Consider the following 25,362-nt stretch of genomic DNA (forward strand, 5'->3'; position numbering starts at 1 on the left):
TATTTTTTACATAGTGTTAGGGGAGTCAACTTTTTATAACCAAAATTTCCTTCAATGAAAAAAAGTCCTTTAGAATACATATTAAAACGATTATTATCTGGAGAATTTGTCTCTGGAGAGGAAATAGCACAAAACTTAAATATCTCAAGGACATGGGTATGGAATCAGATTAAAATATTAAAACAGCTTGGCTTTAAGATAGAATCTTCAGCTAAAAAGGGTTATCGGCTCATCTCAACTCCAGATGTATTGATTCCACCACTTATAAAACCATATTTGAGAACAGAGAAACTTGGGAAAAAAATTTATTTTTTTGAGGAGCTTTCATCAACTCAAGACAAGGCAAGGCAACTTGCTGAAGAGAACAAAAGTGAGGGAACGCTTATTTTGTGCGAGAGACAACTTAATGGACGAGGAAGACGGGGAAGAAAGTGGGTTCATATCCCTCAAAAATCTCTCTCATTTTCCATAATTTTAAGGCCTAAACTTTCTCCTTCAGAAGTTATGCAACTTCCTCTGGTAGCAGGTGTTGCTATCTGTAAAGCAATAAATGTATATACAAATCTAGGAGCAGAACTAAAATGGCCAAATGATGTATTAATTAATAACAAAAAGGTTGTGGGCATACTAGCTGAAATGTCTGGAGATACAGATTTTGTTGATTATGTTATCTTAGGCATTGGTATTAACGTAAACCTGGATAAAGCAGACATTCCCCCTGAACTACGAGATTATACTACATCCCTTTATTTAGAAGGAGGGAGATTTCTAAAAAGGGCACATCTTTTAGGAAATATATTAATGTATATTGAATACTGGTACAATATTTATCTTAAGGAAGGTTTTAAATCTATAAGAACGAAATGGATAGAGCTTAGCAACACAATAAACAAAAATGTTATAGTATTTTTTAAAGACAAAGAACTTTATGGAAAGGCCATTGACCTAGATGAAAATGGCAATTTAATTGTTTTAGATGAAAAAAATAAAATTCACAATATAATATATGGGGATGTTACTATACGTACTAATTGAACATAATTAAAAAAGGAGTTGGCTGCTATGCACTATTTTACAGTAAAAGATAATAGATTATGGGCTGAAGAGGTATTAGTCGAAGATATTGTAAATGAATATGGGACTCCTATTTATATCTATTCTGCAAGGACTTTAAAAAGGCATTATCATGCATTTGATTCAGCATTTTATGCTATACCCCACATAATATGTTTTTCAGTCAAATGTAATTCAAATATACACGTGCTTAAAACTTTAAAAGAAGAAGGCGCAGGGGCAGATATTGTATCAGGTGGAGAACTATATAGAGCACTTAGGGCAGAAATCGACCCCCAAAAAATAGTATTCTCAGGTGTTGGGAAACAGGAGCATGAAATAAAAGAAGCACTTTTTGCTGATATTTTAATGTTTAATGTTGAATCCTTAGACGAATTAGTAAAGATTAATGAAATAGCTCTCTCTTTAAACAAAAAGGCCAGGATCAGTTTTAGGATAAATCCAGATATAGACCCCAAAACACATCCATATATATCCACAGGGCTGAAAGAAAATAAATTTGGCATTGATATAAACGATGCAATATACGCATACAAGTCTGCCAAGGAATTAAAAGGAGTAGAGCCAATTGGTATAGATTGCCACATAGGTTCCCAACTAACTGAAATATCGCCTTTTTTGGATGCCTTGGAAAAATTAAAGGTGTTATATACAGAATTAAAGGAAATTGGTATAAATATAAAATACTTAGACCTTGGAGGAGGTCTTGGCATACAATACAAAGAAGAAGAGCCACCCCATCCAAAGGAATTTGGAGAAGCCTTATCAAAATCGCTAACAGGATACCCCTTCACACTTATACTTGAACCTGGAAGAGTTATTGCTGGCAATGCAGGAGTTTTAATTACAAGGGTGATTTACACAAAGGAGACTGAAAATAAAAATTTCCTTATTGTTGATGCTGGAATGAATGATTTGATAAGACCTGCCTTATATGGCTCATATCATAGAATTTCAGAAGTCACTTCAAAGGGAAGACCTCCTAAAAAATATGATGTTGTTGGCCCAATTTGTGAGAGTGGAGATTTTTTGGCCAAGGATAGGGAACTTCCAGAGATCCACGCTGGAGAACTACTCTGTGTTTATTCTGCTGGTGCCTATGGATTTGTCATGTCTTCTCAATATAATTCAAGGCCAAGGGCTGCTGAGGTTATGGTATCTGGTGATAGTTTTTATCTAATAAGGGAAAGAGAAACATACAGGGACCTTACATATTTGGAGGAAAAAATTAATTTTTAATGTATAAATAAACTTAATCAGGTTGGTGTAAAATTTTTTGTAATTTAAATCAAAAAAGCAGGGGATTGCGATGAAAAGCAACAAGTTTTCAACGTCTTCAGGATTAATTTGTGTAGCAATTTTGTTATTATTTGCTACTCAAGGTCTTACAAAAGGTGTTACAAATTGTGAATCCTGCCACGCAAAAATTTCACCCGGGATAATTAAAGATTTTCACAAAAGTAAAATGTCCAAGGCTGGATTAAATTGTGCTACTTGTCATGGCAGAGCCCACAAATCTGCTTCTGATGCTAATAAAGCCCTGCTGCCCACTATTTCAACCTGTAAGAAATGTCACAGAAAACAAGTAAAACAGTACATGAGTGGAAAGCATGCCCTGGGTCTTTTGCCTATTTCAGCTTTTCCAGATTTTGCCCACAAACATCCAAAAGCTTTTATTGCAGGACAAAAAGGATGTAATGGTTGTCACAACCTTGGAATCACAGACAAACACGTAAGAAATAATGAATTCAGAAAATATTATAAATACGGCATGGATTGTCAAAACTGCCATACAAGGCATGCTTTTTCTGTTAAAGAGGCAAAAGAACCTGAAACATGCGCAAGTTGCCATACTGGCTTTGATCATGCCCAGTGGGAATTCTGGTCACATTCCAGACACGGCATAGCATATCTTACTGATAGAAAATCTCATAGAGGTCCTACATGTCAGGATTGTCACATGCCAGATGGTAACCACAGGGTAATGTCTGGATGGGGATTTTTAGCCCTGAGATTACCTGAAAAAGATAAGGAATGGCTGGGTTATCGGGTTACAATTTTAAAGGCCCTTGGTGTATTAGACAAAAAGGGAAAACCTACGCCTAGGCTTGAACTCGTGAAAAAGGTAAATATGGCAAGGTTAGATGAAGCTAGTTTTAAGGCTGAGAGGACTAAGATGTTAAAGAGGTGTGAAAAATGCCATTCTGCCAATTTTGCAGAAAATAATCTAAAAAATGCAGACCTGATGATTAAGGCTGCTGATAAGATCTTTGCAGAGGCAATTGAATTGGTAGCAGGTCTTTACAAAGACGGAATTATTCCCAAAAAGACCAATATGGCAACCTGGCCTTATCCAGATCTTTTGACTTTTTACGAAGTGAATACACCTATTGAACAAAAACTATATGAAATGTTCATGGACTATCGTATGAAGACCTTCCAGGCAGCATTTCATATTAATCCCGATTATACAACCTGGTACGGCTATGCAAAAATGAAAGAAACCCTTGTTGAAATGAAACATCTGGCAGAGCAGATGAGAAAGAAAAGAGATAATGAATAAGCTAAAACTCCCTCTTTTCTCTTTGAAGAGGAGAGAGGGAGTTTTTAAATCATCCACCACGGTACAAGGGAAATATTACCAGGTAATTTGTCTATCTTATCACCTGCATAAATAATGATTTTTCCAATTACATCATTATCCAATATTTTCCCCAGTTTTAAGAGAGAATTGGCATCACTAAAGCTAATTTTGGATTTATATTTTACCTCAATAGCAATTATTCTTTTTTCAATTTCCAGAAGAAAATCAACTTCTATCTCCTTTCCTCCTAGAGTTCTAAAATAATAGAGCCTTCCCCCTAAATTAATACTTAAGGAATACAAATTTTGAAACACGAAATTTTCAAATAATTGGGCATAAAATCTATCTGGGATACTATTTGCATCTTTAAAACCTGCCAGGGCACATATCAGTCCTGTATCCATAAAAAATCCTTTTGGTGCCTTGATTAACCTTTTAGGAATGTTTTTAAAAAAAGGACGCAACCTGTAAAAAATATTGCCTGTTTCTAAAAGGTTAACATATCTGCTGGCTGTAGATGTTGAAATTCCAGCATCACGAGCAGCTTCATTTTGCTTTAATATATTTGCACATCTTAAAGCTAACACTTCCATAAACCTGTGAAAATCTGATAAATTGGCTATTTGAGATAGATCTCTGAGATCCCTTTCAAGATAAGTAACAATATAACCCTGCCACCAAAGAGAAATTTCTAAGCAAGAAGTAAAAGAAGTTACTGGAGGGATTAACCCCCTGAAAAGAAAAAATTTTAGATCTTCTGATTTATCTTGACTTCCAATATCCTGGGGAGGTGAAAAATCACAGCTAATAAAATCACAGAGCCAGGAAGACTTTTGTTTATATTCAGAGAGAGAAAATGGAAGTAGTTCAAAATAAATTGCCCTTCCAGCTAGACTTTCACAAACCTTTTTCATCAAAAGGAGATTAGCAGAGCCTGAAAGGACAAAATGTCTGGTTTTATCTTTATCTACAAGAAGTTTGATGTAAGGAAAAATTTCTGGTGCCTTTTGAACCTCATCAACAACGAGATTCTTATCACTACTTAGTAGCTCTTCTGGATTAGTACGAGCTAAATCTAACACACCTGGATCATCAAAGGAAAAATAGGCCCATTTATTAAATGGTGGCTCATTTAGCAAAAGAGTACTCTTTCCCACCTGACGAGCACCAGAAAGCACTATCACAGGTGTGGTGTTTAAACCCTGCCGCATCAAATCTGCTAATTTACGTTTTTTGTATGATATATTTTGTTTCATGACATGAAACATTATATACCATAAGGTGAAACAAAATGCAAAAAATTTGTAAATGAAATTTTAATGGATCCGGTTCCTTGAAATCTACTTCAATCTATCAATAGATGCATCAAAGTATTTGCCAACACCGTATTCCCTTCTTCTGAAAAATTTCTCTGGATCAGGGCCAATTATCTGCATCTCAGGATGTTTTTTCTGCTCTTCCAGGGCTATTTTCATCTCCTTTGTGCAGCCTGTTGAAAAAGTAGCATCTTTACCAGCCCAGATTGGAGGCACCTTCATCCCCATAAGTTCAAAGCTCTTTTCAATGTCTGAGACAGTTTGAAAACGCCAGATATCTATAAGGCCACTTCTCTGGACTATTTCCCACATATACATAAGATCATCACCATCCATACCAGGTTCAAAGTGTTCAGCTGGATTTATAATGTATGTGGAATCCAGTTTTTCCCTTAAATAATTTACAAAGGTGTTAAGTACCCTGATGGCCATCTTGGTCTGTCCTGGAATACTACCAACAATTGCGCTGTAAAACATCACTTTTTGACCTCTGGCCTTTGCCTTTTTCATCTCCTCTATAATTGTTTTTGCCTTTGCAACTATCTCTTTTTCAGTTATTTTTCTAACCCGTGGACTCTTTTCTTTAAAAGAAAAACTTACTATTCCCTCATCATCCCTATAAAGTGCTATGATATCCCTTGTAAAAAAATGGGAGTTTAGAATAAGTCTTCTGTAGTTTCCATTTCCCTTGGCAATGATAAGGTCTGATTCCTTCCATGCCCTGGCAAAGGTCACCGAGGTCCTATATAAATTTAGTCTCTCCCTTGTTCCATCAGATATAACTACCAGTCTGGCTTCATTTAGATGTTTTAATAGCTCTTTTTTTGAAATCTCTTTATCTTCAATAAACCGTGCATCTTCCAAGAGATGCTGTAGAACTTTACAATTATCAACATCCCAAAAGGTGGGATAATCAAAATAAAATCCCTCTTTTAAGGCCAAAATTACTCTATGTCCCATTTTTATGAGACCTTTTGCAATAAGGACATCAAAGACAAGTCCACCGCTGGAATTTGGTAAATACAATATTGTAAGTTCAGGCTCTGTTTGTGCTTTTGGAAAAAGTCCCTTTTCCAGAATACCTTCAAACCCCTGCATTTGATTTAAGACAGAATTCACCTTTGAAAAATCATTTTTCTTCCATATATCTTCGTATAGAGATAAACAAAAGAGTCTTTTTAGTTCAATTAAATTTAATTTATTCCTAAGTTCTTGAATATTTTTACACTCTAGTACGTCAATTGGACACACACCCACAAAATCTAAAAATTCCTGAGAGGATAAAAAAGAATAGGCTCTTTCATTGTATTTGGATTTTCGCTTTGAATATGGGTCTATTTGTGCAGATTGGGTCAAGATTATGGTCAACATCCTTTTGTTTAATCTAGAGGGAATAATAAATGGAGAACGATATGCCTTTTGAAACTTGTGCTTGCACAAAGTTATTATTTTACGTCTGGAATAGTCATCTTTTACAATGTGATATATGAGTCTCACCAGGTTTTTCCATAAATTTCTATATTCTTTTTTTAATTCGTCATCTTGCTGGGACCTGAGCAGGATCCTGAGCATTGAATCTGAACAGGGAACAAAAACCTGATTTTCATCTAAATCTACCATAAATCGCATTTGTTCAGGAGAGGCATTTTCATATGGATTTGCAAGGTATTCAATGTTGTTTTCAGTCATAAAATGAAGTAACCACGCATCAAGATATGGATTTTTACCATAATAGAGGTCTAAAACTGAACTGAGTTTTGGTATTGGAAACACCTAACACCTCCAAAAGAATAATAGACCATGTTGAAATTTATGGGACAAAAAATATTTAAATTGTTTCTAACCATCTATCAAAAGCTTCAAGAGCCCTTTGGACAATGAGTTCTCTTTTTTTGGATTTTTTTGCACGAACATTTATAGGTTTAATCAGGCCAAAATTCACATTCATGGGTTGAAAATCCTTGACATTGCGCCTAAGATGAGCCATCAACCCACCAATTGCAGTCTCTTCAGGGGGAAGGTTTATATCTTCACCTGCCAATTTTTTTGACAAAATTATGCCCAATACAAGTCCACACGCAGCAGATTCCACATATCCTTCCACCCCGGTTATTTGACCAGCGAGATAAACATCTTTTAACTCCTTAACTTCTAAATAAGGAGTCAGAATTTTTGGGCTGTTTACATATGTATTTCTATGAATACTTCCAAGTCTTAAAAACTCTGCATTTTCAAGACCTGGAATCATCCTAAAAATCCTTTTTTGCTCTTTGTATGTGAGCTTGGTCTGAAACCCAACCATGTTGAACATGGTTTTTTCTCTATTTTCAGCCCTGAGCTGGACCACAGCAAAGGGCCTTTTTCCAGTCCTTGGGTCTATTAACCCAACTGGCTTAAGGGGACCATAGGCAAGGGTAAGCTCTCCCCTCTCTGCCATGACCTCAATTGGAAGACATCCTTCAAAGTGGATTTCTTTTTCAAAGCTTTTAAGTTTTACTTTTTCCCCCTTTATTAACTCCTCTCTAAACTTATAATATTCCTCTTCTGTCATAGGACAATTTACATAGTCTGTGCTCTCTTCATCATATCTTGAGCCCCAAAACACCTTATCCCAATTTATAGACTCAGCACTTACAATTGGGGCAATGGCATCATAGAAATAGAGCTGTTTTCCTCCAATTTTTCCAAGCAAATCCTTAGCTAGGGGCTCAGATATTAAAGGTCCTGCCGATATAACAACCACATCAAAGCCAGTTAAATTGGGGTCTTTAATGGATGTTATCTCTTCTCGCACTATTTCTACATTTGTGAATGATTCCAATTTATTGGTAATATAGTCTGCAAAATGCTCCCTATCAACTGCCAGAGATTTTCCCGCTGGAACCTCTGTTTTATAAGCAGCTTCCATGATCAGAGAATTTAATTTTGTCATCTCATGTTTTAATAGACCAACTGCACTGGTTAGCTCTTTTGAACGGAGAGAATTTGAGCACACAAGTTCAGCTAGTTTGTCTGATTTATGGGCAGGAGTAAATTTCTTTGGTCTCATCTCAAATATACTAATCCTATGCCCTTGTTTTGATAAAAGATTCGCCACTTCAACTCCAGCAAGACCGCCGCCTATAATTGCAATTTTCTTTTTCACAATGATAGTCATAATGTAAACACTTTAAAGTTTACCTGTTTAAAGAGTTTGTAACATCCCTTAATCTTTCTCTAACAGTTATTAAATACCGTGCCATCTTTCCCCTGTGGTCTGCAAAAATAGAATCATGGGCACCTCTTAATACTACTAAGGGATCGTATGTACATATCTTATCCATGGCATCAAATGCCAGCTGCAAATTATCTTTACCACCCCTGCTCTCTATTTCAGGATATAGGTAGGTCAAAACATGTAAAAAGTCCCTTAAAACAAGTATAACTCCCTGAGTGTAGTAAATTCTATTATCTAATTCTAGATATTTTACTTTTTCATTAGGTTCGACAAGCAGCCCCAGAGGCTGATCTAAAAATTCTGGGCTTAATATAAAACTAAAAAGAGAATAGAGTTTATCACTCCTCACATTATACACTGCATCACCCTCAAGCAATCTCTTTTCATATCTTCTTACCATCTCAATGCCTTTCTTGTATTGATTTTCTGAAGAAGGAAACCACCAGCTATCCGGGGTATAGGCAAAATATTCTTCCCTGGCCTTTTTGAGGTCCTCATCTTCAGCGCCTGCTCCACCGTATTTGGCAAAGTTTGTTGCAAAGAAATTTACTAACATCCTGGTAGCAAAGATAACTCCTCTTTGTCTGTTACTTCTATTATCAAGCCATGCAGTAGGCGAGATAATAATATCATTTACTGACCATCCAAGTCTTGAATGTAATTCTTTATTTAATCTATTTATTATTGCCTCACAAAGGGCGACTCCTTTTTTGGCTGGGGGAGAAGAGGAAGAAGTGGTCTTCATTAAATTCACAATTGTATTATCCAGTTTTGGAAATTCTGTTGGGTCTATAAGTTTATAGAGACTATTTCCTGACCAGAGGAGTCCCAGGCCAAGTGGCCATATTAAAACAACAATTAATGCCAGGATAACCAGATATTTGACCCACCATACCATTTCTTTTGCCGGCAAAGGAGGAACCCTTTTTGCAATCTTTTTTTTATTTATAGCCTTTTTCTTTGATGATTTTACTGAACTCTTTTTTTTATCTTGCATAATCAAACTCTCCTTTAAACTTTTTGTTTTTCCTAAAAAATCAAATTGAGCCCTTGATACCTCAGTTCATATTGATTATGCTTTTTAGCTCAAATTAAGAAAAATCACAAGGAATAAAGGGTCTTATTATGAGAAAATTTTCATACCCGTTAATTATCTTTTGTATGGTATTTTTATGAACCATGTTGGTTTTAGCAAAAGTCTATCTCCTCCCAAAGAGAATAGTATTATAACTGATATACTTAAATTTTTTTAAAAAGGTTATCCCAAATTTCCTATAACTGTCTAAGTCGGGAGATATTATGTAAGGAAGGCTCCTCTATGCTTATCCCATCTAATAACTCTTCTATTGTTGAAAAAGCTTTTGCAAAGTCTCCTGAAGGTGATAGTGTATGACTTAACAGAGTTACGTCTAAAAAGAAACAGGTGGTTTCAAACTTAGAATTAAATTGGATTCCTTAAGTCTTTTTCATGTCCTCTCGTTTGAGTCTATATTTCAAAAAAATGATTTTGAAAATATTTCAATGTTTTTCAAAACAATAATGGTGATTAGAAACTCTTAAAAAAGATCATCTCAGTTTAACCTCTCACTCTAAAAACTAATTCCTAATTCCATAAAAGGACCTGCTAACTCAATGTCTGAATCCACATCAGTGTAGTCAATTTCTATTTTTTCATATCTGTATCCTCCACTTAAAAATAATGGACCAAAGGGATGTAATTTGATCCTTCCTATCAAATCATAGTATTTGCTTCCAGAATAAGCAACACCCCTGCCTTCTGTTTCTATGGTGAGCCATTTAACTGGTTTTACCTGGATGCCTATATATAACATTGGGATTGGAATAGTAGTTGACTTTGTTTCCGATAAAGATAAATTTGGCTGTTGAATTTTGCCATAAAAGTCAATTATTTTTAAATTTAATCCAGCTTCTACATTTAAGATTCCAAGGGATAATGTGTTTAAAAAAGGAATACCATAATAGAGGGCAATATCATATTGATTTAATTCTAATTCAGATTTATATGGTATATTAGCCTGAAATGTGACATTTCCAAATTTAAAAGAATTGGACTTTATTCCATATCCATCAAAATCCATTGGAGAATACATTAAATAGATATTTGGTATAAATAGGGGCATATCTATCTTTGCCCTTGCCAGTAATTTACTCTCTGTGTCGTATCGTAATTCATTATCCACACTTAATTGCTCACCCTTATAAGAAAAATATCCATTTGGATCCTGCTGCCATAGGCCCAAACTTACCTCAGCCCCTATTGCAAAAGCCACTGATGGAAGATTAAGTAAAATCAATAAAATAAATACAATAATTACATTTCTCAATTTCATAAAGTTCCCTCCTTTTTAAAAAACTAATGGCCTTTAAAAATTTCTTTTAAAACCTTTTCAAGTTCCTTTATTGTATAAGGTTTTTTAAGTGAACCCTTGAATCCATACTTTTTATAATTTACCATAGCTGGATCATGTGTATATCCGCTGGATACAATTCCAACTACATCTGGATCGATCTTAAGTAGCTCTTTAATTACCTCTTCTCCTCCTTTTCCGCCAGGTATTGTAAGATCTAAAATTACTAACCTAAATTTTTCGCCCCTGTTTAAAGCATCTTGATATAAATTTATGGCTTCATCTCCATGGGTAGCTAAAACAATTTCTTCAAATCCAAGGTGTTTTAAAAGTTCTGTTGTTACTTCAGCAATCATTACGTCGTCTTCTAATAAAAGAACTTTTCCTGAAAATTGAATTTTCCCATTTTCCTTCAACTTCTCATCTCCTTCTATATCTTTTGTGTCTAAGGCAGGGATAAAGATTCTAAAGGTTGTCCCAATACCCAAGCTTGATTCAACGAGGATTTCTCCGTTATGAGCTTTTATCAAAGAGTAACATATAGCAAGTCCAAGGCCATGTCCTTTTTCTTTGGTAGTAAAAAAAGGATCAAAAATTTTATCCATTTTGTCTTCAGAAATTCCTTGACCATTATCTGTAATAGCTATTTCAACATATCTTCCTGGATTGAGAATTTTATTCCCCATCTTTGTCCTTGTTTTAATTTCCCTAGTTCGCACATAAATATTGATTCTTGGATTCTCCACTTGTTCACATGCCTGTTTTGCATTAATTATTATATTTTGGAGTATCTGTGATATTTGAATAGGAGCAATATTAACTTTATACAATGGTTCAATTATATCCACATTCCATCTAATATTAGAGCCAGTTAAAACAAATTGCACTGTTTCTTTTACTATTTTTCTAAGAGATGTCACTTCTTTTGAGGGGGAACCCTTTTTGGAAAAACTAAGCAGTTGAGACACCAGGGAGGATGCGTGATTTACTGCCTTTTCAATAAGATCCAACCTCTTTCTAATATCAATTATAGAATGAGAATATTTCATTAAAGAAATATTGCCCATTATTGAAGTTAAAATGTTATTAAAATCATGAGCAATGCCGCCTGCAAACAAACTTAAGGCCTCTAGGGTTTGTCTCTTTAAAATTTCTTTTTCCAATATCTTTTTTTCTGTAACATCTATACCAACATGAAGAACACCTCTTGCTTTTCCATCTTTGCCCCTAAGACACGTACAATACCATGATATAACTTTTTTGTCTCCCTTTTTAGTAACAACCTTTGATTCTCCCCCTTCTATAGGAATTCCTGTAGCCATTACGTTATGTACTAGTTGTAGCATCCTTTTTCTATATTCTTCATCAGGATAAATAAGTTCCCATCCACGGACAGTCCCCAAAACTTCTCTTCTTAGATATCCTGTAATTTTCTCTGCAGCCCTGTTTCCAAATAACAGTTTGTGGTCTTTGTCTGTAACTAAAATTAATACATTGACAACATCCATAAGTCCCCTTTGAAACATAATTGATCGATCAATTTTTTTTAATAAATCCACTTCAACCGATATATCTGAAAAAACCATCACAACTCCCAGAATATTCCCCTGATCATCTTTAATTGGCGCTGCACTGTCTTTAATTGGTATTTCTCTTCCATTTCTGGAAATCAGTACTGTGTGGTTCGCAAGTCCAACTACAGTGCCCTGATTAATAACTTTTTTTACAGGAGCCTCGACGCGCTTTCTGGTAACTTCATTTAAAATAACGAAAACCTCATCAATATTTTTTCCCTTTGCTTCGTCCTCACTCCATCCTGTAAGCCTGCATGCAACTTCATTCATAATCTCTATTTTCCCATGAGAATCTGTGACAATAACTCCATCTCCAATGGATCGCAAAGTTACTTCCCTTCTTCTGGTCAGTAATAGCAATTCTTCTTCATATTTTTTTAATTCCTGCAACATAAAATTATACTGTTTTGCTAAAAATCCTAATTCATCTTGTCCTAGTTCTGGAATTTTTTGGGAGAAATTCCTTTGAGACACAGAAGATAAACCCTTTGCCAATTTATTTATTCTATTAATTATTATCCTTTGGATAAGCACAATTAAAAGAACACACAAAAACAAAATAATTAGTCCAAATTGAGCGAGTGAGTGTAACATGGAATTTTTTAATTTTTGATATACAAACTTAGGAGTAACAAATACATGGACAGATCCAATTTTTTCTTTTTTGTGTCCTGTATTAATCCAAATATCAGCATAGTTGTATATGAGATTCTCTGTGTCTAGCTTTTTAAAATCAGATATCCTTTTAATCTGCCAATTTTCGTCCCTGCTGAGACCTGCAAAAAGTAAATTATCTTCATCTAATAGGACTATTGCATACACATCTTTATCTACCATCTCTCCCCTTAAGAGTCTAATGGCACCTTTTTTATCCATATTCCATAAAGGTCCTATTGCACTGACTTTTAGTCTTTTTATGAATAATTTCGTCTTTTTATTAATAGAATTGAAAACATTATTTTTTGAATAGTTGTAGAAAAATAGCCCCCCGCCCATATATACTATTAATAAAATCAATACCACCCAGAAAACTATTTTTGTTTTCAAAGAGTTAAATATATAATCTGCCATTGTCTGTCCTTAGTATTTACATAATATTATATTTTTGATAACAAAAAATATAATAAACATTTTTAACCAGGGGGTCAAGTTATTGTAATGAAATACTTTTTTAAGCTAATAAAATGGTTAGTTCCAGGAGTTATAATCACTTACTCAATGATTTTCGCTCGAAGTTTGAGTACTCAAAAAATTCTCCTTTTGACTTTGAACTGGTCGCCATATGTTGGAGAAGAATTTCCTAACAACGGTAGTGTCTATCTATTAGTAAAAAAGGCTTTTGAAAAAATGGGATATTTGGTTGAAATAGAATTTAAGCCCTGGAACAGGGTTATAGCTATTGCCAGAAAAGGGAAAGTTGATGCTTTTTTCCCAGTATATTATTCTAAAGAGAGAACAAAATATTTTTATATGTCAAATCCTGTATTTGGTGGACCGATTGTCTTTTTGACAAGAAGAGAATATCCCATAACACATAGGAATATAGAAGCACTAAAAACATATAGAATCGGACTGGTGAAGGGTTATGTTAATACAGAAGAAATTGATCAAGCAAATTTTCTTAAAAAGGATTTTGCTCCAAATGACCTGATAAATATCAAAAAATTGATAAAAGGAAGGGTGGATCTGATAGTAATAGATAAATATGTGGCATATTATTTAATAAAGAAATATTTTCCAAACCATATTAGTAAATTAAAGGTTTTATCTCCTAGTATTGAATATAAAAATCTATATGTTTGTTTTCCTAAAAAAAGAAAAAATTCTAAAAAACTTTTACAAGACTTTAATACAGGTCTGTCTCAGTTAAAAAAAGACGGAACAGTAGATAAGATATTCAATAATTGGAAAAAAGTTCTAAGTAAAGAGGTGCTAATTGAGGACATGAATAACTAGGGACAAAAAACTGTCCCTAGTTTCAATTTACTTATATTCATGTGTACCTAAAATTACATCAATGCCAAATGTTTCTTTAATTTTTTTTGCCATTTCCTCAGGTTTGTAGTAAGGACATGGTGGAAAAGACCCTGCAAGACAGGAACTAAAATAAATTGCATCTGGTTTTATTTCAGATAACTTCATGGACATCTTTGTATTGGGTATTACTGTTTTTCCCGGACATTCACACCTTATCCAGAACACTACATTAGAGGGTTCATCAAACTTTCCTTCTCCCAGTGCTGCTGCTTTAAGGCACCTCCATTCTCCAGGACATCCATATCCTGAATCTACATATTTGCCACAATAAACTACTGCTACCTTTTTCATTTCAAAACCTCCTATAAATTAAGAGTTATAACCAAAGACCTAAAACTTTAATCTTTTCCTTTACAAGGTTATACTAACTGGTTAATTTTCAATTTTCAAATATATATTCATTTAATGGAATAGTAAAGTCTTTTGAAGAAAAAGGTATTGATATGCCTTATCTAGGTGCCCACATGTCCATTAGTGGAGGAATCCACAAGGCAATTGATAGAATTAAAAAAGTTAATGGCACAGCCCTGCAGATATTTTCTAAAAATCAAAGGCAATGGAAAGCACGACCCTTGGATGGAAATACTATTGAAATTTTCAAACATAAGTGGCGTGAATGGGGAAGTTATGAGATCGCAATCCATACATCATATCTAATAAATTTAGCGGCCAAAAATAAAGAAATTCGAAAAAAATCTATTTATGGACTAATAGATGAATTAAATAGGGCATCTCAACTTGGAATAAAATATGTTGTTGCACATCCAGGATCTCATGGTGGTGATGGAACAGACCCTGGCTTAAAAAGAGTGGTTAATTCAATTGAATCTGCAATAGAGGAAAGTGGCCCAGATAATGTATTAATTCTTCTTGAGACCACGTCAGGACAGGGAAATAGTTTAGGAAGTCGATTTGAAGAATTCGCGTATATTATAAAAAAATGTAAATATTCAGACAGACTGGGTGTATGTATTGATACTGCCCACATATTTCAGGCAGGATACGATATAAGGGATGAGATGAGCTATAAAAGGACTATAGAGCTTATTGATAAATTAATAGGGCTTGATAAAATACGATTTTTTCACTTAAATGATTCTAAAACAGAATTAGGATCCAAAGTAGATAGGCATGAACATATAGGGCAAGGAAAAATAGGGCTCTCAGGATTTAGAAACCTTTTAAATGACCCTTTATTTAAAAACCATTCCATGGTATTGGAAACTCCAAAAGGAAAGGACCTTAAAGAAGATAAAAGGAATTTAAAGGTATTAAATAGCCTTATAAACTATTAAACCTCACTGCTTAACCGAAATCTTTTCAGCCATTCTCCTACCAATGAATTCCTTACTTCTTAATCCTATTTTTTTATCTCTATCCCATCCAAATACATTTCTGCAATCTGTTCAATTACCTGTTCTAAAGAAAGCCCTTTGTCAGGTTTGAACCAAAAATATAACCAATGGATAGCGCTGATAATTGTAAAGGTCATAACCGTTGGATCAAATTTTTTTATCAATCCTTGATCCATAAGCTCTTTTAAAAAATCCCTGAGTTGATGCACATTTTCTGTTTCTTTATCCAGAATAACCCTTTTTTTTTCTGGTGAAAGAAATTCTATTTCATGCAGCAGAATCTTGTTGAAATTTTTGTTTTTAAGATATGTTGTGGCATATTCTAACATTATGTCTTTAAGTTTTTCTTTTAAAGGGACATCTAAATTTTTGTTCCTGGAAATTGCCCTTTTCATATTGCTTATGAGTTCATCAGCACCTCTTAAGCATATTTTAAATAAAATTTCTTCTTTGTTGGTAAAATGATGATATAAAGCCGCCTTTGAAATTCCTACCTTTTGAGAAATCTCTCTGGTAGTTGCTTTCTCATAACCCTTTTTATAGAAAAGTTTCTGAGCAACCTTTAATATTTCAATAGCTGTGTCATGGAAGTTATCCCTTTTATCAGGCATATTTAGAATTCCTTTTTTGTAAATTGTAAATTGAAAAATAAAATTGAAAAATAAAAAAAATTTTATAATAATAATCCTGGTCCATTTTTTTACTGGTCGCCCATTAAAAAACATGTTTTGGAAAATGTCAATGATTATAGTTATCCGCACAATTTCATATAATATGGGGTGACCTTTAAAAATTTTTCTATCCAACTTTTAGCAAAACTTAGTTTTTTACATAACCTATTCCATGCTTCTGATATAACCTCCTCCATCTCTTTTATATCTTTTACAAAAACTAATGAAAGCACTCTTTTTATACTTTTCCAGATATACTCAATAGGATTTAATTTTGGTGAATAAGGGGGAAGATAGACTAGATAATTAACAAACTAAAGTTCCGAAAACTGGATGTTGATTTGTGTTATGAATTTCTTAGTTATTGATAAGTCCCATAACTTTGCCTGAAAAAAAAATTGAATGTTCACAGGTAATTTCCTAAATAGGTGATTAGTCAACACTCCATAAGGAGGAAAATTACCTGTGAACAACAACTTTATCGCTCAATTTTCAAAAAATATCAAGTTTTCTACACATCTTTTGATCGTGTTATTCTTCGCGGTTACATTGTAGACCTCTTCTATGAAGCAGGCGTTGCTTCTTTCCTTAAATCTATGGGTTTTGTTAAACGCTCTAATGGCGTTATGCGCATTTCCACTGACCCGCCTGCCAATAGCCTTGACATTCAGTCTTTTAAAGGACTTATTGATATTGCACTGCTTAGTCTAGTTAACTACCTCATATTATTGGTGAGGCACTGGCGGGCAGGAACCACCATTAACAACCCTAAATCGCTGGGGCTTAAAAAACCTGTTCTCTATCTACAGGCCTATTTATGGAAAGGTCTTGATGCCAATAACAAATTCCTCAATTGTTGTGCTGACGTTGATCTCTCCTCATTATGTGAAGTTGAACCGGACATGTTTTCAAAACCTGTTCTTGACCACCTTAACCATAAGGTCCCTGCTCCTGATCTCAGAAAAGACAGACAACTTGCTCTCATCAAAGAATTGCTTAAAACCAAATATTCCTCTTTTGGATTTAAAACTTCTGAACTCAGAAATGCTCTATCCAACTACTTCCGAAATTCCTCTCAAATTCGCTATGAATTGAAAAATTAATCTCTAGAAAGATAGTCAAAAAGGCAAAAGGTAAATCATTTTATGTGGTTACTAAATTTGGCTGGAAGTGGCTTTGGGCTACAATTTGTGCTAACGACTTTTTTAAAAATCCCATAATTTCAAGGTGTTTTAAAAAGGACTTACAAGGTGTTTTAAAAAGGACTTAGAACATAATGTATCACAACCATCTAATATTGAAAAGTCCTATCTCCTCATCCATCAAGGCTTAACCCTCATTACTCAAGAACTTGCAATGATTTAGGCTCCTCTAAAAAACGTAAATTTTTTTCACGTTTTTAAAGAGAAAAGCTTAATTAGCCATAAGTACTGGATTAAAAAGACTGGCAAAAAAAATATACTCTAAAAACGCCACCAGGAAGGTTTACTGGGAGGGTGGAGGGAAAACTCCGTCTTCCCTCTTGACATACTTATCATGGATGTCCCCTTTTTTGTCCCTTTTTTGTCCCCGTCAACTTTTATTCAATTCCTTGCAAGTCCTTTACAACGACCACATCTGTAACTTTTTTAAAATCTTTTAAATTTTCTGTGTAAAGAATTGATATTCCATTCTCTAACATAGTAGCTATTATTACAACATCCCAAAAATTTACACCTTTTATACCTTTCTTAGAAGAAAGGATGAGGCTTTTTCTCAAAATAAGCTCTGTGACAGGAAGGACAATGAATATATCAGAAGATAACATTTGTTCAATTTCTTCCTTTGCTTCTTCTGGGGTCAATGGTGCTTCTATACCTCCAAAGATTCGCGTAAGAGAAACATAAAACTCACCCACAATTTGAGTTGAAATAAATCCCTGAAGTTCCTTTCTCTTGATTTTCTCTATTAACCGAAGAGCCTTTTTATAATTTGTCCTTGTTGTATCAATTGAAGAAACAAGAACATTTGTATCCAAAAATATTTTACTCATAAAGGTTTTCTCTTGTAAATTCTCTTATCCCTAAAGCCCTTGGTCTTGGCCATTGTATAGTTTTCTTTTGAATCCCTATTGTCTCTTGGAGCGCTTTTCTAATCAATTCTGTAACCGTGATATTCTTTCTTTTTGCTTCCTCTACTAAAGCGATTTTCTCTCTTAGGGGAATTCGTATGGTAATGGTAACCTTCGGTTCCATTCCTTCATTAATCTTTGCTCTTGTTTTCATTTTTTTACCTCCTAAAAATTGCACTTTTAGTATAATACAAATTTGCACAAAATCAAGTTTTTGGATTTAAAAAATGTGCATTATTTGCATGTCCCCTTTTCCTTTTAATCCGCATGTTTCTAATCCATGTTCCAGCTCGGCTGATGCATGCGGGACGACAATGGTTCCTTCGATTATCGAGGGATTATTTTTTCAAAGAACGTTGGATAAAGATAGAAAATTCCATCCGGTCATTACAATTTGCTTAATCTTTTTTTGAGAGTATCCTCCAAAATAGGATTTTGCGTAAGTCCATGTGCAGTGGTGTGCCTTTACACACCCGTAAAGAGTGCCACTGACCGCAGCTTCTACCTGAAAAAGCCTTCCAAGTCACAATGAGGGAGACATATCCTTTAACATAACAGCTCCATATCTAGGTATCTCTGTCCAGAACAATCAGTTGCTTACGATTGAACTGTAATTGCAGATTTTAGGTCTAAGATTATTACCATACCCGCCACCTATAGCAGATGTATCTATTTCAGCAGGAGTTTCAAATAACCCTTGTTCACAAATCTTCTTCACTGATTTAAAAGAGTAACAACCAAATTTATCTGCTCTAATACATGCAGAATTTATTATGGAATCACTGTAATATCTACGTAAAGAAAGAACACCCTGAATAAGCCTAAGATATTCATTAGGTTTGTGGCTCTTTAAATTCCTGAAAAAAGAAACAGCACCCATGCCTATCTGGCTACACTGTTGTTCATAATATTCTGAACTTCTTCGTTGTTTTCTTTTAGGTATATGTTCTTCTCTTGTTATAAAATTGCCAGTGCCTTTATCAATTGGATGGAGAGCTATTTCATTATGTTCTCTATCATAGATTTTTAAAATATCTCTACCAGCTTTAATGGTTACTTCCTCACCTACATATTTATAAGGGACTGAGTAATAGTTATATCTATAAGAAACATGACCATATCTATTGACTCGTCTCTTTTCTATTGCATAAGTTTCATATCTCTTTGCTGGAAGGTTTATCATAAAAGGCTTTTCTTTATTTTTAAATTCTTCTGCAGGTATCTTTCTCGTAGTACTGTGAATCCTCTTATTACAAGTGTTTTCCATCCATTCTTTGAGTTTTTTCCTGGCAGTTTCTAAATCTTTTGTTTCAAGAGATTTTAGAAAGTTATTTTTTACATACTTAATTGCTGATTCTACCTTGCCTTTTTCCTCAGGTCTTCTTACTTTGCAAGTAATTGGACTGCTACCATAATAAGAAAGCATGTTAGCATATTCATGCTGGACTCAGGTTCATAAAAATTGGCCTTTAAAACACCAGATTTAAGATTATCTATCTTTACTATCTCAGGTACTGCTCCAAAGTATTCAAAAGCATTTATATGACACCTGATAAATGTAGAAACATTCTGGCTTGTTACCAATTCATAATAATCATATCTACTAAAGCTTAGCCTCATACAGAATATCCAGGTCTTGACCTTTTTCCCTCCATAGTTAAAATAACCAGCATAACCAAAATCTACTTGAGCTTCTTTACCAGGTGGGGAAACTATAGGGACATAAGTATCTCTATGGCCCTTTAGTTTCCTCACATATTTTTTCACCCCGCTATATGAAATATCTACACCTTTTTCTGTTAGTTTCTGATGAATTAATACTCCTGAAAACCCCTTCTCAAGATAGCCAATAATCTCTTCTTTATAAGTGTCTAATTTACTTTTTCTCTTTATAACAGGAGTCTTTATTTCCCCATTTTTCACCCTATCTCGTATTTTGCGGACAGTCTTTCGGTCAATGCCAAGATCTCTTGCTATTGCTGAAATACTTTTACCATGCTCAAGCATTGTTTTTACAGTGTAATACATAGCTACCCCCTTCATCTTTATTTCACCTCCGAATAAAATATTTTCAGAGGTGATTATCATATCAGGTGGGGAATTTTAAGGGCCTTTTCCTGAGGAATTTATTTTACCTTTGACACTGTAATTGCAGATTTTAGGTTTTAATTTTTATATGAGAATTATACACTATCCAGTCTGCAATGTCAGAAACAAGTAATAGCATCTTCTACTAAATAATAAAGTTTATCCTGCTTTAACACTTCTATTCCCAATAAATTCTCAAGATGTACATATATTTCATGTTAGAAGAGAAGATTTTCTATAGTAACTGCATGAACCCTTATGCCTATCACTACATGTACCACAATAACTGACTATTTATTGATTTTAGAACCACAAATTGACAGGTATCATATTTAGATATATATTGTTGATATCAAAAAAATTAATTAAGAGGTAAAGTATGAGTAAAAAAGCTCTGACATTGCGTTTGCCTTATGATCTATATGAAGAAACAAAAAAGATTGCTGAAAAAAAGAGGAAATCTTATACAGCTTTTATTCTTGAGTTACTGGAAGAAAAATTAAAAGAAGAAAGGAAAAAAAGTTTGTTCGATGCCTTTACTTTAGTCGCAAAGGATATTGAAGAGGCAGATGTGGAATATGCTTTTGCATCTCAAAGAGAAGTAGTGGTTAAAAATGATTAAAAAAGTAAGGCGGGGAGAAATTTGGTTGGTTAACTGGAATCCATGTAGAGGTTCAGAACAACAAGGCTTTAGACCGGCTGTTATTGTGCAAACTGATGCTGCTAATTTAAACCCCAATTATCCAAATACAATAGTTGTCGCCATAAGCACAAAAGGTAAGGCTGTACCTTTCCATATTACAGTAGAACCTTCGTTGCAAAATGGATTAAAGAAAAGATCTTATATTAAAGCCGAACAATTGTTAACTATTTCAAAAGAAAGACTTGTTAAATGTATAGGATTGCTTGAAAAAGAAATTATGTTTCAACTAGAACAGGCTATAAAAATGGTTTTGGAGCTAACTTAAAAAAGATAAGGATATATCCACTCTAGGCAAATTAAAAGTAAAAAGGAAATTTCAGTGCCTAATTTCCCTCTTTTCTTATTATGTTTTTTGACGAAATTTTTCTTAAAAATAAGAAAAAACTTCCATCTTAACGACATATGGTTGTCGTTTTCTGGTTGTTCAAGTAGTTTAAAAAAAATAAAAATAACCCTGAAGGATAAAACTTAATGATTAATAAAACTTATAGGGAAAGCAGAAGAATAAAAAAAGAAAGATTTGATGTCAGGATAAAAGTGGGACTTTTCTCCCTTAAGACGAGTGTTTGTCTTAGGGGACTGGGAGATGGTGGTAAGAAGGTTAGTTCCTGCACCTGGTGGAGGGCTATGGATGGTCAAAAACTGCCAGGTGAGGCTGGCCATCCTGAAAAGGCGGACTACAAATACCCCACCCAAAACTGCTCTAATGTGCAGTTTTGTTAACCAGGATATTAAACAAATGATAAACGGATATCACTACATTAAAAGTAAACAGATTAATTGGGCACTTAATAGAGGACTTAAGCTTCAGGGAAGTAAAAGAGATAGAGGAGAAAAGGCTTATACAATGACCCTGGAAGAAAATCTTTTTGAGCCTTTACTTGATACAGTAAAGGAACAATTTAAAAAAGGTAAAGGTGGAGAGTTAGAAGGAGATCCCTGTCCCATGCAGGCTGTTCATTCATCTGTCGCTCTTGTAGTAAATGTATTTCAATATTGGATAAAAATTAATGATTATTCGTCCATTATTGAAGCTCTTGGATTTCCAAAAATAGAATGTGAATATTGTAAGTTTGAGAAAAAATTTCCTGTTTGTCGTGAAACTCCACCTCACTTAGATGTAGTATTCTCCTGTAAAAATGAAAAAGAAATCATTATTGCCATAGAAAGTAAATTTACAGAACCCTATTCTTCCAGGGGGAAAAAAGAAGAGATGCACGATGCGTATTTTGAAAATAATCTTTTTTATCTCTGGGAAGATATTCCTCATGTGAAAAAACTTGCAGAAAAAATTAGGATAGAAAAGACTTCTGGCTTTAACTATCTTTATGCTGACCAGCTTATAAAACATCTTCTTGGATTAAAAAAACAATATAAGAAAAAAGATTTTTATCTTGTCTATCTTTGGTACAATATACCTGGGGAGGAAGGATATTTCCACGAGCAGGAAATAAAAGAAATTGGGGGAATTTTCAAGGCAGATGGAATTAACTTCCAAACAATTACCTATCAGGAACTTCTCTTTAAGTTAGCAGAAAATTGTAGGGAAACTCATGCCAGATATATTGAATATCTTACAGAGAGGTATTTATAATGGGTACTATACAGTACAAATTTTGGTAGGACACTCTCACCTTTACCACGGTGGGATAAAACCTTCCCATGTTCTTTTTCTTTCAGAAAATGGACGCTCTGCCTGGTGTTTATATCCACTTTTAGAATCTTTCAATAAGGATTGTAAATCCTCTTCACATAAAGTGTGGATTTGCGATCCTTTTACATTTATAGAGGACGCCATGCTAGTGTCAGGCCTTTTTGTCAGAAAAGATAAAGAGTTATTAAAACTAGCTCAACATTCTAATAAAGAGATATTAACAGCTCAACATGTAGAAATAACAGAAGTTTTATCGGAAAAACAAAGAGAGACTCTTTACGAAAGAAGCAAAAGTATCTCTTGGTATCCTTTAAAAAAAATATGTGTCTCGGTATTTGTTGGATCTTCTATAAAAAACATATCAAAACTTGAAGAATATAAAGACTTGGAGTTTGAAGTGGGTGCTTCTTTTTACAGGAGAAGTTACAATCCTTTTTCTGATGATTTTAAAACTACAGATGACACTAAATCTTCGGACTTTTCCCTTTATTTAGAAAGATTGAAAAGTAGAAATTTTAGAAGATAAAATAAATGGTTCCGGAAGGGAAAACAAATTTTTTATACTTTTCAGATCTTTTGCCTTCAAAATACCCAATATTTTGGCGTAACTTAGCTGAAATACTACAACAAGCTGAAATTAATTACAATTTTTTAGCCCATACAAAGGATATATGGTGCAGAGATTATATGCCTGTTCAAATAGATAAAAATGAATTTATCCAGTTCAAGTATGATCCAGATTATTTGAAAGGTTGGACGAAGCCGCTAAAGTGGCAGGCAATTTTACATAATTTTAGCAAACTAAAGTTCCGAAAACTGCATGTTGATTTGTGTTATGACTTTCTTAGTTATTGATAAGTCCCATAACTTTGCCTGAAAAAAAATTGAATGTTCACAGGTAATTTCCTAAATAGGTGATTAGCACACACTCCATAAGGAGGAAAATTACCTGTGAACAACAACTTCATTGCTCAATTTTCAAAAAATATCAAGTTTTCTTCCACATCTTTTGATCGTGTTATTCTTTGCGGTTACATTTTAGACCTCTTCTATGAAAGAGGCGTTGCTTCTTTCCTTAAATCTATGGGCTTTGTTAACGATCTAATGGCGTTATGCCCATTTTCACTGACCCGCCTGCCAATCGCCTAGATACTCTTTCATTAAAACTACAAACTTGCTATACCCTCCCTTCTCTAGTTAAATACCACTTATTGTCGAGGCACTGGCGGGCAGGAACCACCATTAACAACCCTAAATCGCTGGGGCTTAAAAAACCTGAACATTTCCTACTTTAGAAAATTAATGAACTTTACATTGTTCCTTATTTTTTATAAGATTCATCTGATTAGTATGCGACTCCTTTATATCTAAATGGCTAATAAATAGCTTTGGAGAAAATTAATGAGTCGGAAATATATTCAAATAGTTTCAATTCTTTTTTTAGGTATTGCAGCAGGATTTTTAGGTGGTTATTTATTTAAACAGAGTTCAAAATTAAAAGAAGTAAATAGAATTGTCACCCCTCCTAAAAATGCAACTATGAAATCCAAGCCTCAAAAGACAATTGAGGAAAAAAGCAAAATTTTTAAAAAGGATGTCTTAGCATCAATTACTAAAAGTGATAATGGATCTTCTCTCAAAAATGAGGAAACCATATCAAAAAATATGGAAAAAAAGAGTAATATTAAGAAATGGATAACTGAATACATAATTACCCCCTATTTTATTGAAGATCTCGTAGAATTTATTTTAAACAATTATCAATTAGCTGGAACTGAACATAATCCCACTGATAAGCCGAAGTTAACCATCTCTTTGAGGGCACTTAATGCTAGATACGGTATGGAATTAATAGGATTTAAAATTGAAGCTCCTTCTGTTGAAAAGGCGAGAAAGAAAATCTTACAGAAAATAATGGATCCTGATCTCCTTAAAACACAATATGACCATTTTATTGAGATGTTTATAAATGAATTAATAGAAAGTGCTCAGGAAACAGTTAAAGTTTTTAGAGAAGATGATAAAATTGTTGAACGCCAATTAACGAAAGAGCAAATTAAGACCCTTTTAATATTGGTGTCTGACTATGTGGATGATTTATCCAAAGTACTAACAACTATCTCAGAAGATAGTCACTTACTTACAAAGTTGGATAATTACCTCAAGGAAGAAGCTAAAAGCATGCATTATAATTTCATATTGAACCAGATTACAAATAATTATAAGATGGAAATGGAAAAATTAAATGGAAATACAAGTGATAAAGTAGGTAGAGAAAGAATTTTAGCTGAATTGAAAAAAAAGAGAGAACTAGCCTTGAAAAATTACGAAATATCTATCAAAAGGCGGGAGCGACTGAGAACAAAAATTATAGACATAATTAGAAAAAAGAATCCAGAATTGAGTTTTAATTCCTCTGAAATACTCTATATATGTGAATGGGTGCACCGTAGAATAGTGGAGGGCCAATCTCTGGACAAAATAAAACAAATTGCCACTATTTTTAATCTCGCAGCTGAGCAAATGAGACAAAGAGCAATGGAGTTATGATTTTTTATAGGTATAAATAAAAGAGTTGAGGTTTATTTTTAAATAACTATGTGTAATGGA

General features: G+C 33.9%; 27 protein-coding genes and 2 pseudogenes. 15 read left to right on the forward strand and 14 right to left on the reverse strand.

Features of this window, described 5'->3' with window-relative positions; genetic code table 11:
- Positions 1 to 54 precede the first annotated feature (54 nt).
- The 3 genes from ACYQ1E_RS06515 (at position 55) to ACYQ1E_RS06525 (ending at position 3,637) form a co-directional block, all read left to right on the forward strand.
- Positions 55 to 1,035 carry a biotin--[acetyl-CoA-carboxylase] ligase gene (locus tag ACYQ1E_RS06515; protein WP_459876801.1) on the forward strand — a complete coding sequence of 327 codons (981 nt, stop codon included), beginning with the start codon at positions 55 to 57 and terminating at the stop codon, positions 1,033 to 1,035.
- Positions 1,036 to 1,062: 27 nt separating this feature from the next.
- Positions 1,063 to 2,313: a diaminopimelate decarboxylase gene (gene lysA / locus ACYQ1E_RS06520; protein ID WP_459876804.1), complete on the forward strand. Its 1,251-nt coding sequence runs from the start codon at positions 1,063 to 1,065 to the stop codon at positions 2,311 to 2,313.
- A gap of 70 nt (positions 2,314 to 2,383) precedes the next feature.
- Positions 2,384 to 3,637 (forward strand): multiheme c-type cytochrome, encoded by a 1,254-nt coding sequence (locus tag ACYQ1E_RS06525; RefSeq protein ID WP_459876807.1) that lies wholly within the window; start codon positions 2,384 to 2,386, stop codon positions 3,635 to 3,637.
- A 44-nt stretch (positions 3,638 to 3,681) separates the two neighbouring features.
- On the opposite strand, the gene ACYQ1E_RS06530 is transcribed toward ACYQ1E_RS06525, so the two are convergent.
- The 6 genes from ACYQ1E_RS06530 to ACYQ1E_RS06555 form a co-directional block, all read right to left on the reverse strand.
- A complete protein-coding gene (locus ACYQ1E_RS06530) occupies positions 3,682 to 4,914 on the reverse strand; it encodes an ATP-binding protein (RefSeq protein WP_459876810.1) in 1,233 nt (410 codons plus the stop codon).
- Between the two features lie 84 nt (positions 4,915 to 4,998).
- On the reverse strand, positions 4,999 to 6,747 hold the full coding sequence (locus ACYQ1E_RS06535) for an ARMT1-like domain-containing protein (protein ID WP_459876813.1): 1,749 nt from the start codon (positions 6,745 to 6,747) through the stop codon (positions 4,999 to 5,001).
- Between the two features lie 55 nt (positions 6,748 to 6,802).
- Positions 6,803 to 8,131 (reverse strand): methylenetetrahydrofolate--tRNA-(uracil(54)-C(5))-methyltransferase (FADH(2)-oxidizing) TrmFO, encoded by a 1,329-nt coding sequence (gene trmFO / locus ACYQ1E_RS06540; RefSeq protein ID WP_459876816.1) that lies wholly within the window; start codon positions 8,129 to 8,131, stop codon positions 6,803 to 6,805.
- Positions 8,132 to 8,150: 19 nt separating this feature from the next.
- Complete coding sequence (locus tag ACYQ1E_RS06545) at positions 8,151 to 9,188, reverse strand: DUF2333 family protein (RefSeq protein ID WP_459876819.1); 1,038 nt, start codon at positions 9,186 to 9,188, stop codon at positions 8,151 to 8,153.
- Positions 9,189 to 9,780: 592 nt separating this feature from the next.
- On the reverse strand, positions 9,781 to 10,542 hold the full coding sequence (locus ACYQ1E_RS06550) for a TIGR04219 family outer membrane beta-barrel protein (RefSeq protein WP_459876822.1): 762 nt from the start codon (positions 10,540 to 10,542) through the stop codon (positions 9,781 to 9,783).
- Between the two features lie 23 nt (positions 10,543 to 10,565).
- Positions 10,566 to 13,205, reverse strand: coding sequence for a PAS domain S-box protein (locus ACYQ1E_RS06555; RefSeq protein ID WP_459876825.1), 2,640 nt, complete (start codon positions 13,203 to 13,205; stop codon positions 10,566 to 10,568).
- Between the two features lie 87 nt (positions 13,206 to 13,292).
- Here ACYQ1E_RS06555 and ACYQ1E_RS06560 point away from each other — a divergent pair, with 87 nt between their 5' ends.
- Positions 13,293 to 14,090: a substrate-binding periplasmic protein gene (locus tag ACYQ1E_RS06560; protein WP_459876828.1), complete on the forward strand. Its 798-nt coding sequence runs from the start codon at positions 13,293 to 13,295 to the stop codon at positions 14,088 to 14,090.
- Between the two features lie 27 nt (positions 14,091 to 14,117).
- Here the strand turns inward: ACYQ1E_RS06560 and ACYQ1E_RS06565 are convergent, their stop codons facing one another.
- Positions 14,118 to 14,462, reverse strand: coding sequence for a CGGC domain-containing protein (locus tag ACYQ1E_RS06565; protein ID WP_459876830.1), 345 nt, complete (start codon positions 14,460 to 14,462; stop codon positions 14,118 to 14,120).
- A 152-nt stretch (positions 14,463 to 14,614) separates the two neighbouring features.
- On the opposite strand from ACYQ1E_RS06565, the gene ACYQ1E_RS06570 reads away from it, so the two are divergent.
- Complete coding sequence (locus ACYQ1E_RS06570; protein WP_459876833.1) at positions 14,615 to 15,466, forward strand: deoxyribonuclease IV; 852 nt, start codon at positions 14,615 to 14,617, stop codon at positions 15,464 to 15,466.
- A 65-nt stretch (positions 15,467 to 15,531) separates the two neighbouring features.
- On the opposite strand, the gene ACYQ1E_RS06575 is transcribed toward ACYQ1E_RS06570, so the two are convergent.
- The 3 genes and pseudogenes from ACYQ1E_RS06575 to ACYQ1E_RS06585 form a co-directional block, all read right to left on the reverse strand.
- Entirely contained in the window at positions 15,532 to 16,137 is a 606-nt protein-coding gene (locus tag ACYQ1E_RS06575) for a TetR/AcrR family transcriptional regulator (RefSeq protein WP_459876836.1), read from the reverse strand.
- A 140-nt stretch (positions 16,138 to 16,277) separates the two neighbouring features.
- A complete protein-coding gene (locus tag ACYQ1E_RS06580; protein ID WP_459876838.1) occupies positions 16,278 to 16,430 on the reverse strand; it encodes a hypothetical protein in 153 nt (50 codons plus the stop codon).
- Positions 16,421 to 16,499: pseudogene (locus tag ACYQ1E_RS06585) on the reverse strand (transposase); the annotation flags it as partial. The gene ACYQ1E_RS06580 and the pseudogene ACYQ1E_RS06585, both read right to left, overlap by 10 nt.
- Before the next feature lie 126 nt (positions 16,500 to 16,625).
- On the opposite strand from ACYQ1E_RS06585, the gene ACYQ1E_RS06590 reads away from it, so the two are divergent.
- Positions 16,626 to 17,300: a hypothetical protein gene (locus ACYQ1E_RS06590; protein ID WP_459876841.1), complete on the forward strand. Its 675-nt coding sequence runs from the start codon at positions 16,626 to 16,628 to the stop codon at positions 17,298 to 17,300.
- Between the two features lie 476 nt (positions 17,301 to 17,776).
- Here ACYQ1E_RS06590 and ACYQ1E_RS06595 read toward each other — a convergent pair whose 3' ends face one another.
- Positions 17,777 to 18,229 carry a PIN domain-containing protein gene (locus ACYQ1E_RS06595; protein ID WP_459876844.1) on the reverse strand — a complete coding sequence of 151 codons (453 nt, stop codon included), beginning with the start codon at positions 18,227 to 18,229 and terminating at the stop codon, positions 17,777 to 17,779.
- Positions 18,222 to 18,461 carry a hypothetical protein gene (locus tag ACYQ1E_RS06600; RefSeq protein ID WP_459876847.1) on the reverse strand — a complete coding sequence of 80 codons (240 nt, stop codon included), beginning with the start codon at positions 18,459 to 18,461 and terminating at the stop codon, positions 18,222 to 18,224. The genes ACYQ1E_RS06595 and ACYQ1E_RS06600 overlap by 8 nt, the downstream gene beginning before the upstream one ends.
- Positions 18,462 to 18,568: 107 nt before the next feature.
- Here ACYQ1E_RS06600 and ACYQ1E_RS06605 point away from each other — a divergent pair.
- Positions 18,569 to 18,709, forward strand: a pseudogene (locus tag ACYQ1E_RS06605) (IS1380 family transposase); the annotation flags it as partial.
- A gap of 187 nt (positions 18,710 to 18,896) precedes the next feature.
- Here ACYQ1E_RS06605 and ACYQ1E_RS06610 read toward each other — a convergent pair.
- Together ACYQ1E_RS06610 and istA are read right to left on the reverse strand one after the other, a co-directional pair.
- The gene (locus tag ACYQ1E_RS06610; protein WP_459876851.1) at positions 18,897 to 19,733 is read right to left on the reverse strand and encodes a Mu transposase domain-containing protein; all 837 of its coding nucleotides are present in this window, start codon (positions 19,731 to 19,733) and stop codon (positions 18,897 to 18,899) included.
- Complete coding sequence (gene istA / locus ACYQ1E_RS06615; RefSeq protein ID WP_459876854.1) at positions 19,691 to 20,350, reverse strand: IS21 family transposase; 660 nt, start codon at positions 20,348 to 20,350, stop codon at positions 19,691 to 19,693. The genes ACYQ1E_RS06610 and istA overlap by 43 nt, the downstream gene beginning before the upstream one ends.
- 424 nt (positions 20,351 to 20,774) lie before the next feature.
- On the opposite strand from istA, the gene ACYQ1E_RS06620 reads away from it, so the two are divergent.
- From ACYQ1E_RS06620 to ACYQ1E_RS06655, 8 genes are all read left to right on the forward strand, one after another.
- Positions 20,775 to 21,017 carry a hypothetical protein gene (locus tag ACYQ1E_RS06620; RefSeq protein WP_459876857.1) on the forward strand — a complete coding sequence of 81 codons (243 nt, stop codon included), beginning with the start codon at positions 20,775 to 20,777 and terminating at the stop codon, positions 21,015 to 21,017.
- Complete coding sequence (locus ACYQ1E_RS06625) at positions 21,010 to 21,363, forward strand: type II toxin-antitoxin system PemK/MazF family toxin (protein WP_459876860.1); 354 nt, start codon at positions 21,010 to 21,012, stop codon at positions 21,361 to 21,363. The genes ACYQ1E_RS06620 and ACYQ1E_RS06625 overlap by 8 nt, the downstream gene beginning before the upstream one ends.
- Positions 21,364 to 21,569: 206 nt before the next feature.
- Positions 21,570 to 21,821 carry a hypothetical protein gene (locus tag ACYQ1E_RS06630; RefSeq protein ID WP_459876863.1) on the forward strand — a complete coding sequence of 84 codons (252 nt, stop codon included), beginning with the start codon at positions 21,570 to 21,572 and terminating at the stop codon, positions 21,819 to 21,821.
- 16 nt (positions 21,822 to 21,837) lie between these two features.
- Positions 21,838 to 22,692, forward strand: a complete 855-nt coding sequence (locus ACYQ1E_RS06635; RefSeq protein WP_459876866.1) for a PGN_0703 family putative restriction endonuclease — start codon at positions 21,838 to 21,840, stop codon at positions 22,690 to 22,692.
- A 202-nt stretch (positions 22,693 to 22,894) separates the two neighbouring features.
- A complete protein-coding gene (locus tag ACYQ1E_RS06640; RefSeq protein WP_459876868.1) occupies positions 22,895 to 23,278 on the forward strand; it encodes a hypothetical protein in 384 nt (127 codons plus the stop codon).
- 5 nt (positions 23,279 to 23,283) lie between these two features.
- Positions 23,284 to 23,607 carry a hypothetical protein gene (locus ACYQ1E_RS06645; protein WP_459876871.1) on the forward strand — a complete coding sequence of 108 codons (324 nt, stop codon included), beginning with the start codon at positions 23,284 to 23,286 and terminating at the stop codon, positions 23,605 to 23,607.
- Between the two features lie 96 nt (positions 23,608 to 23,703).
- A complete protein-coding gene (locus tag ACYQ1E_RS06650) occupies positions 23,704 to 23,901 on the forward strand; it encodes a hypothetical protein (protein WP_459876873.1) in 198 nt (65 codons plus the stop codon).
- A gap of 252 nt (positions 23,902 to 24,153) precedes the next feature.
- Positions 24,154 to 25,302 (forward strand): hypothetical protein, encoded by a 1,149-nt coding sequence (locus ACYQ1E_RS06655; protein ID WP_459876876.1) that lies wholly within the window; start codon positions 24,154 to 24,156, stop codon positions 25,300 to 25,302.
- The last annotated feature ends 60 nt before the right edge of the window (positions 25,303 to 25,362 follow it).

This window comes from Desulfothermus naphthae, assembly GCF_054657475.1.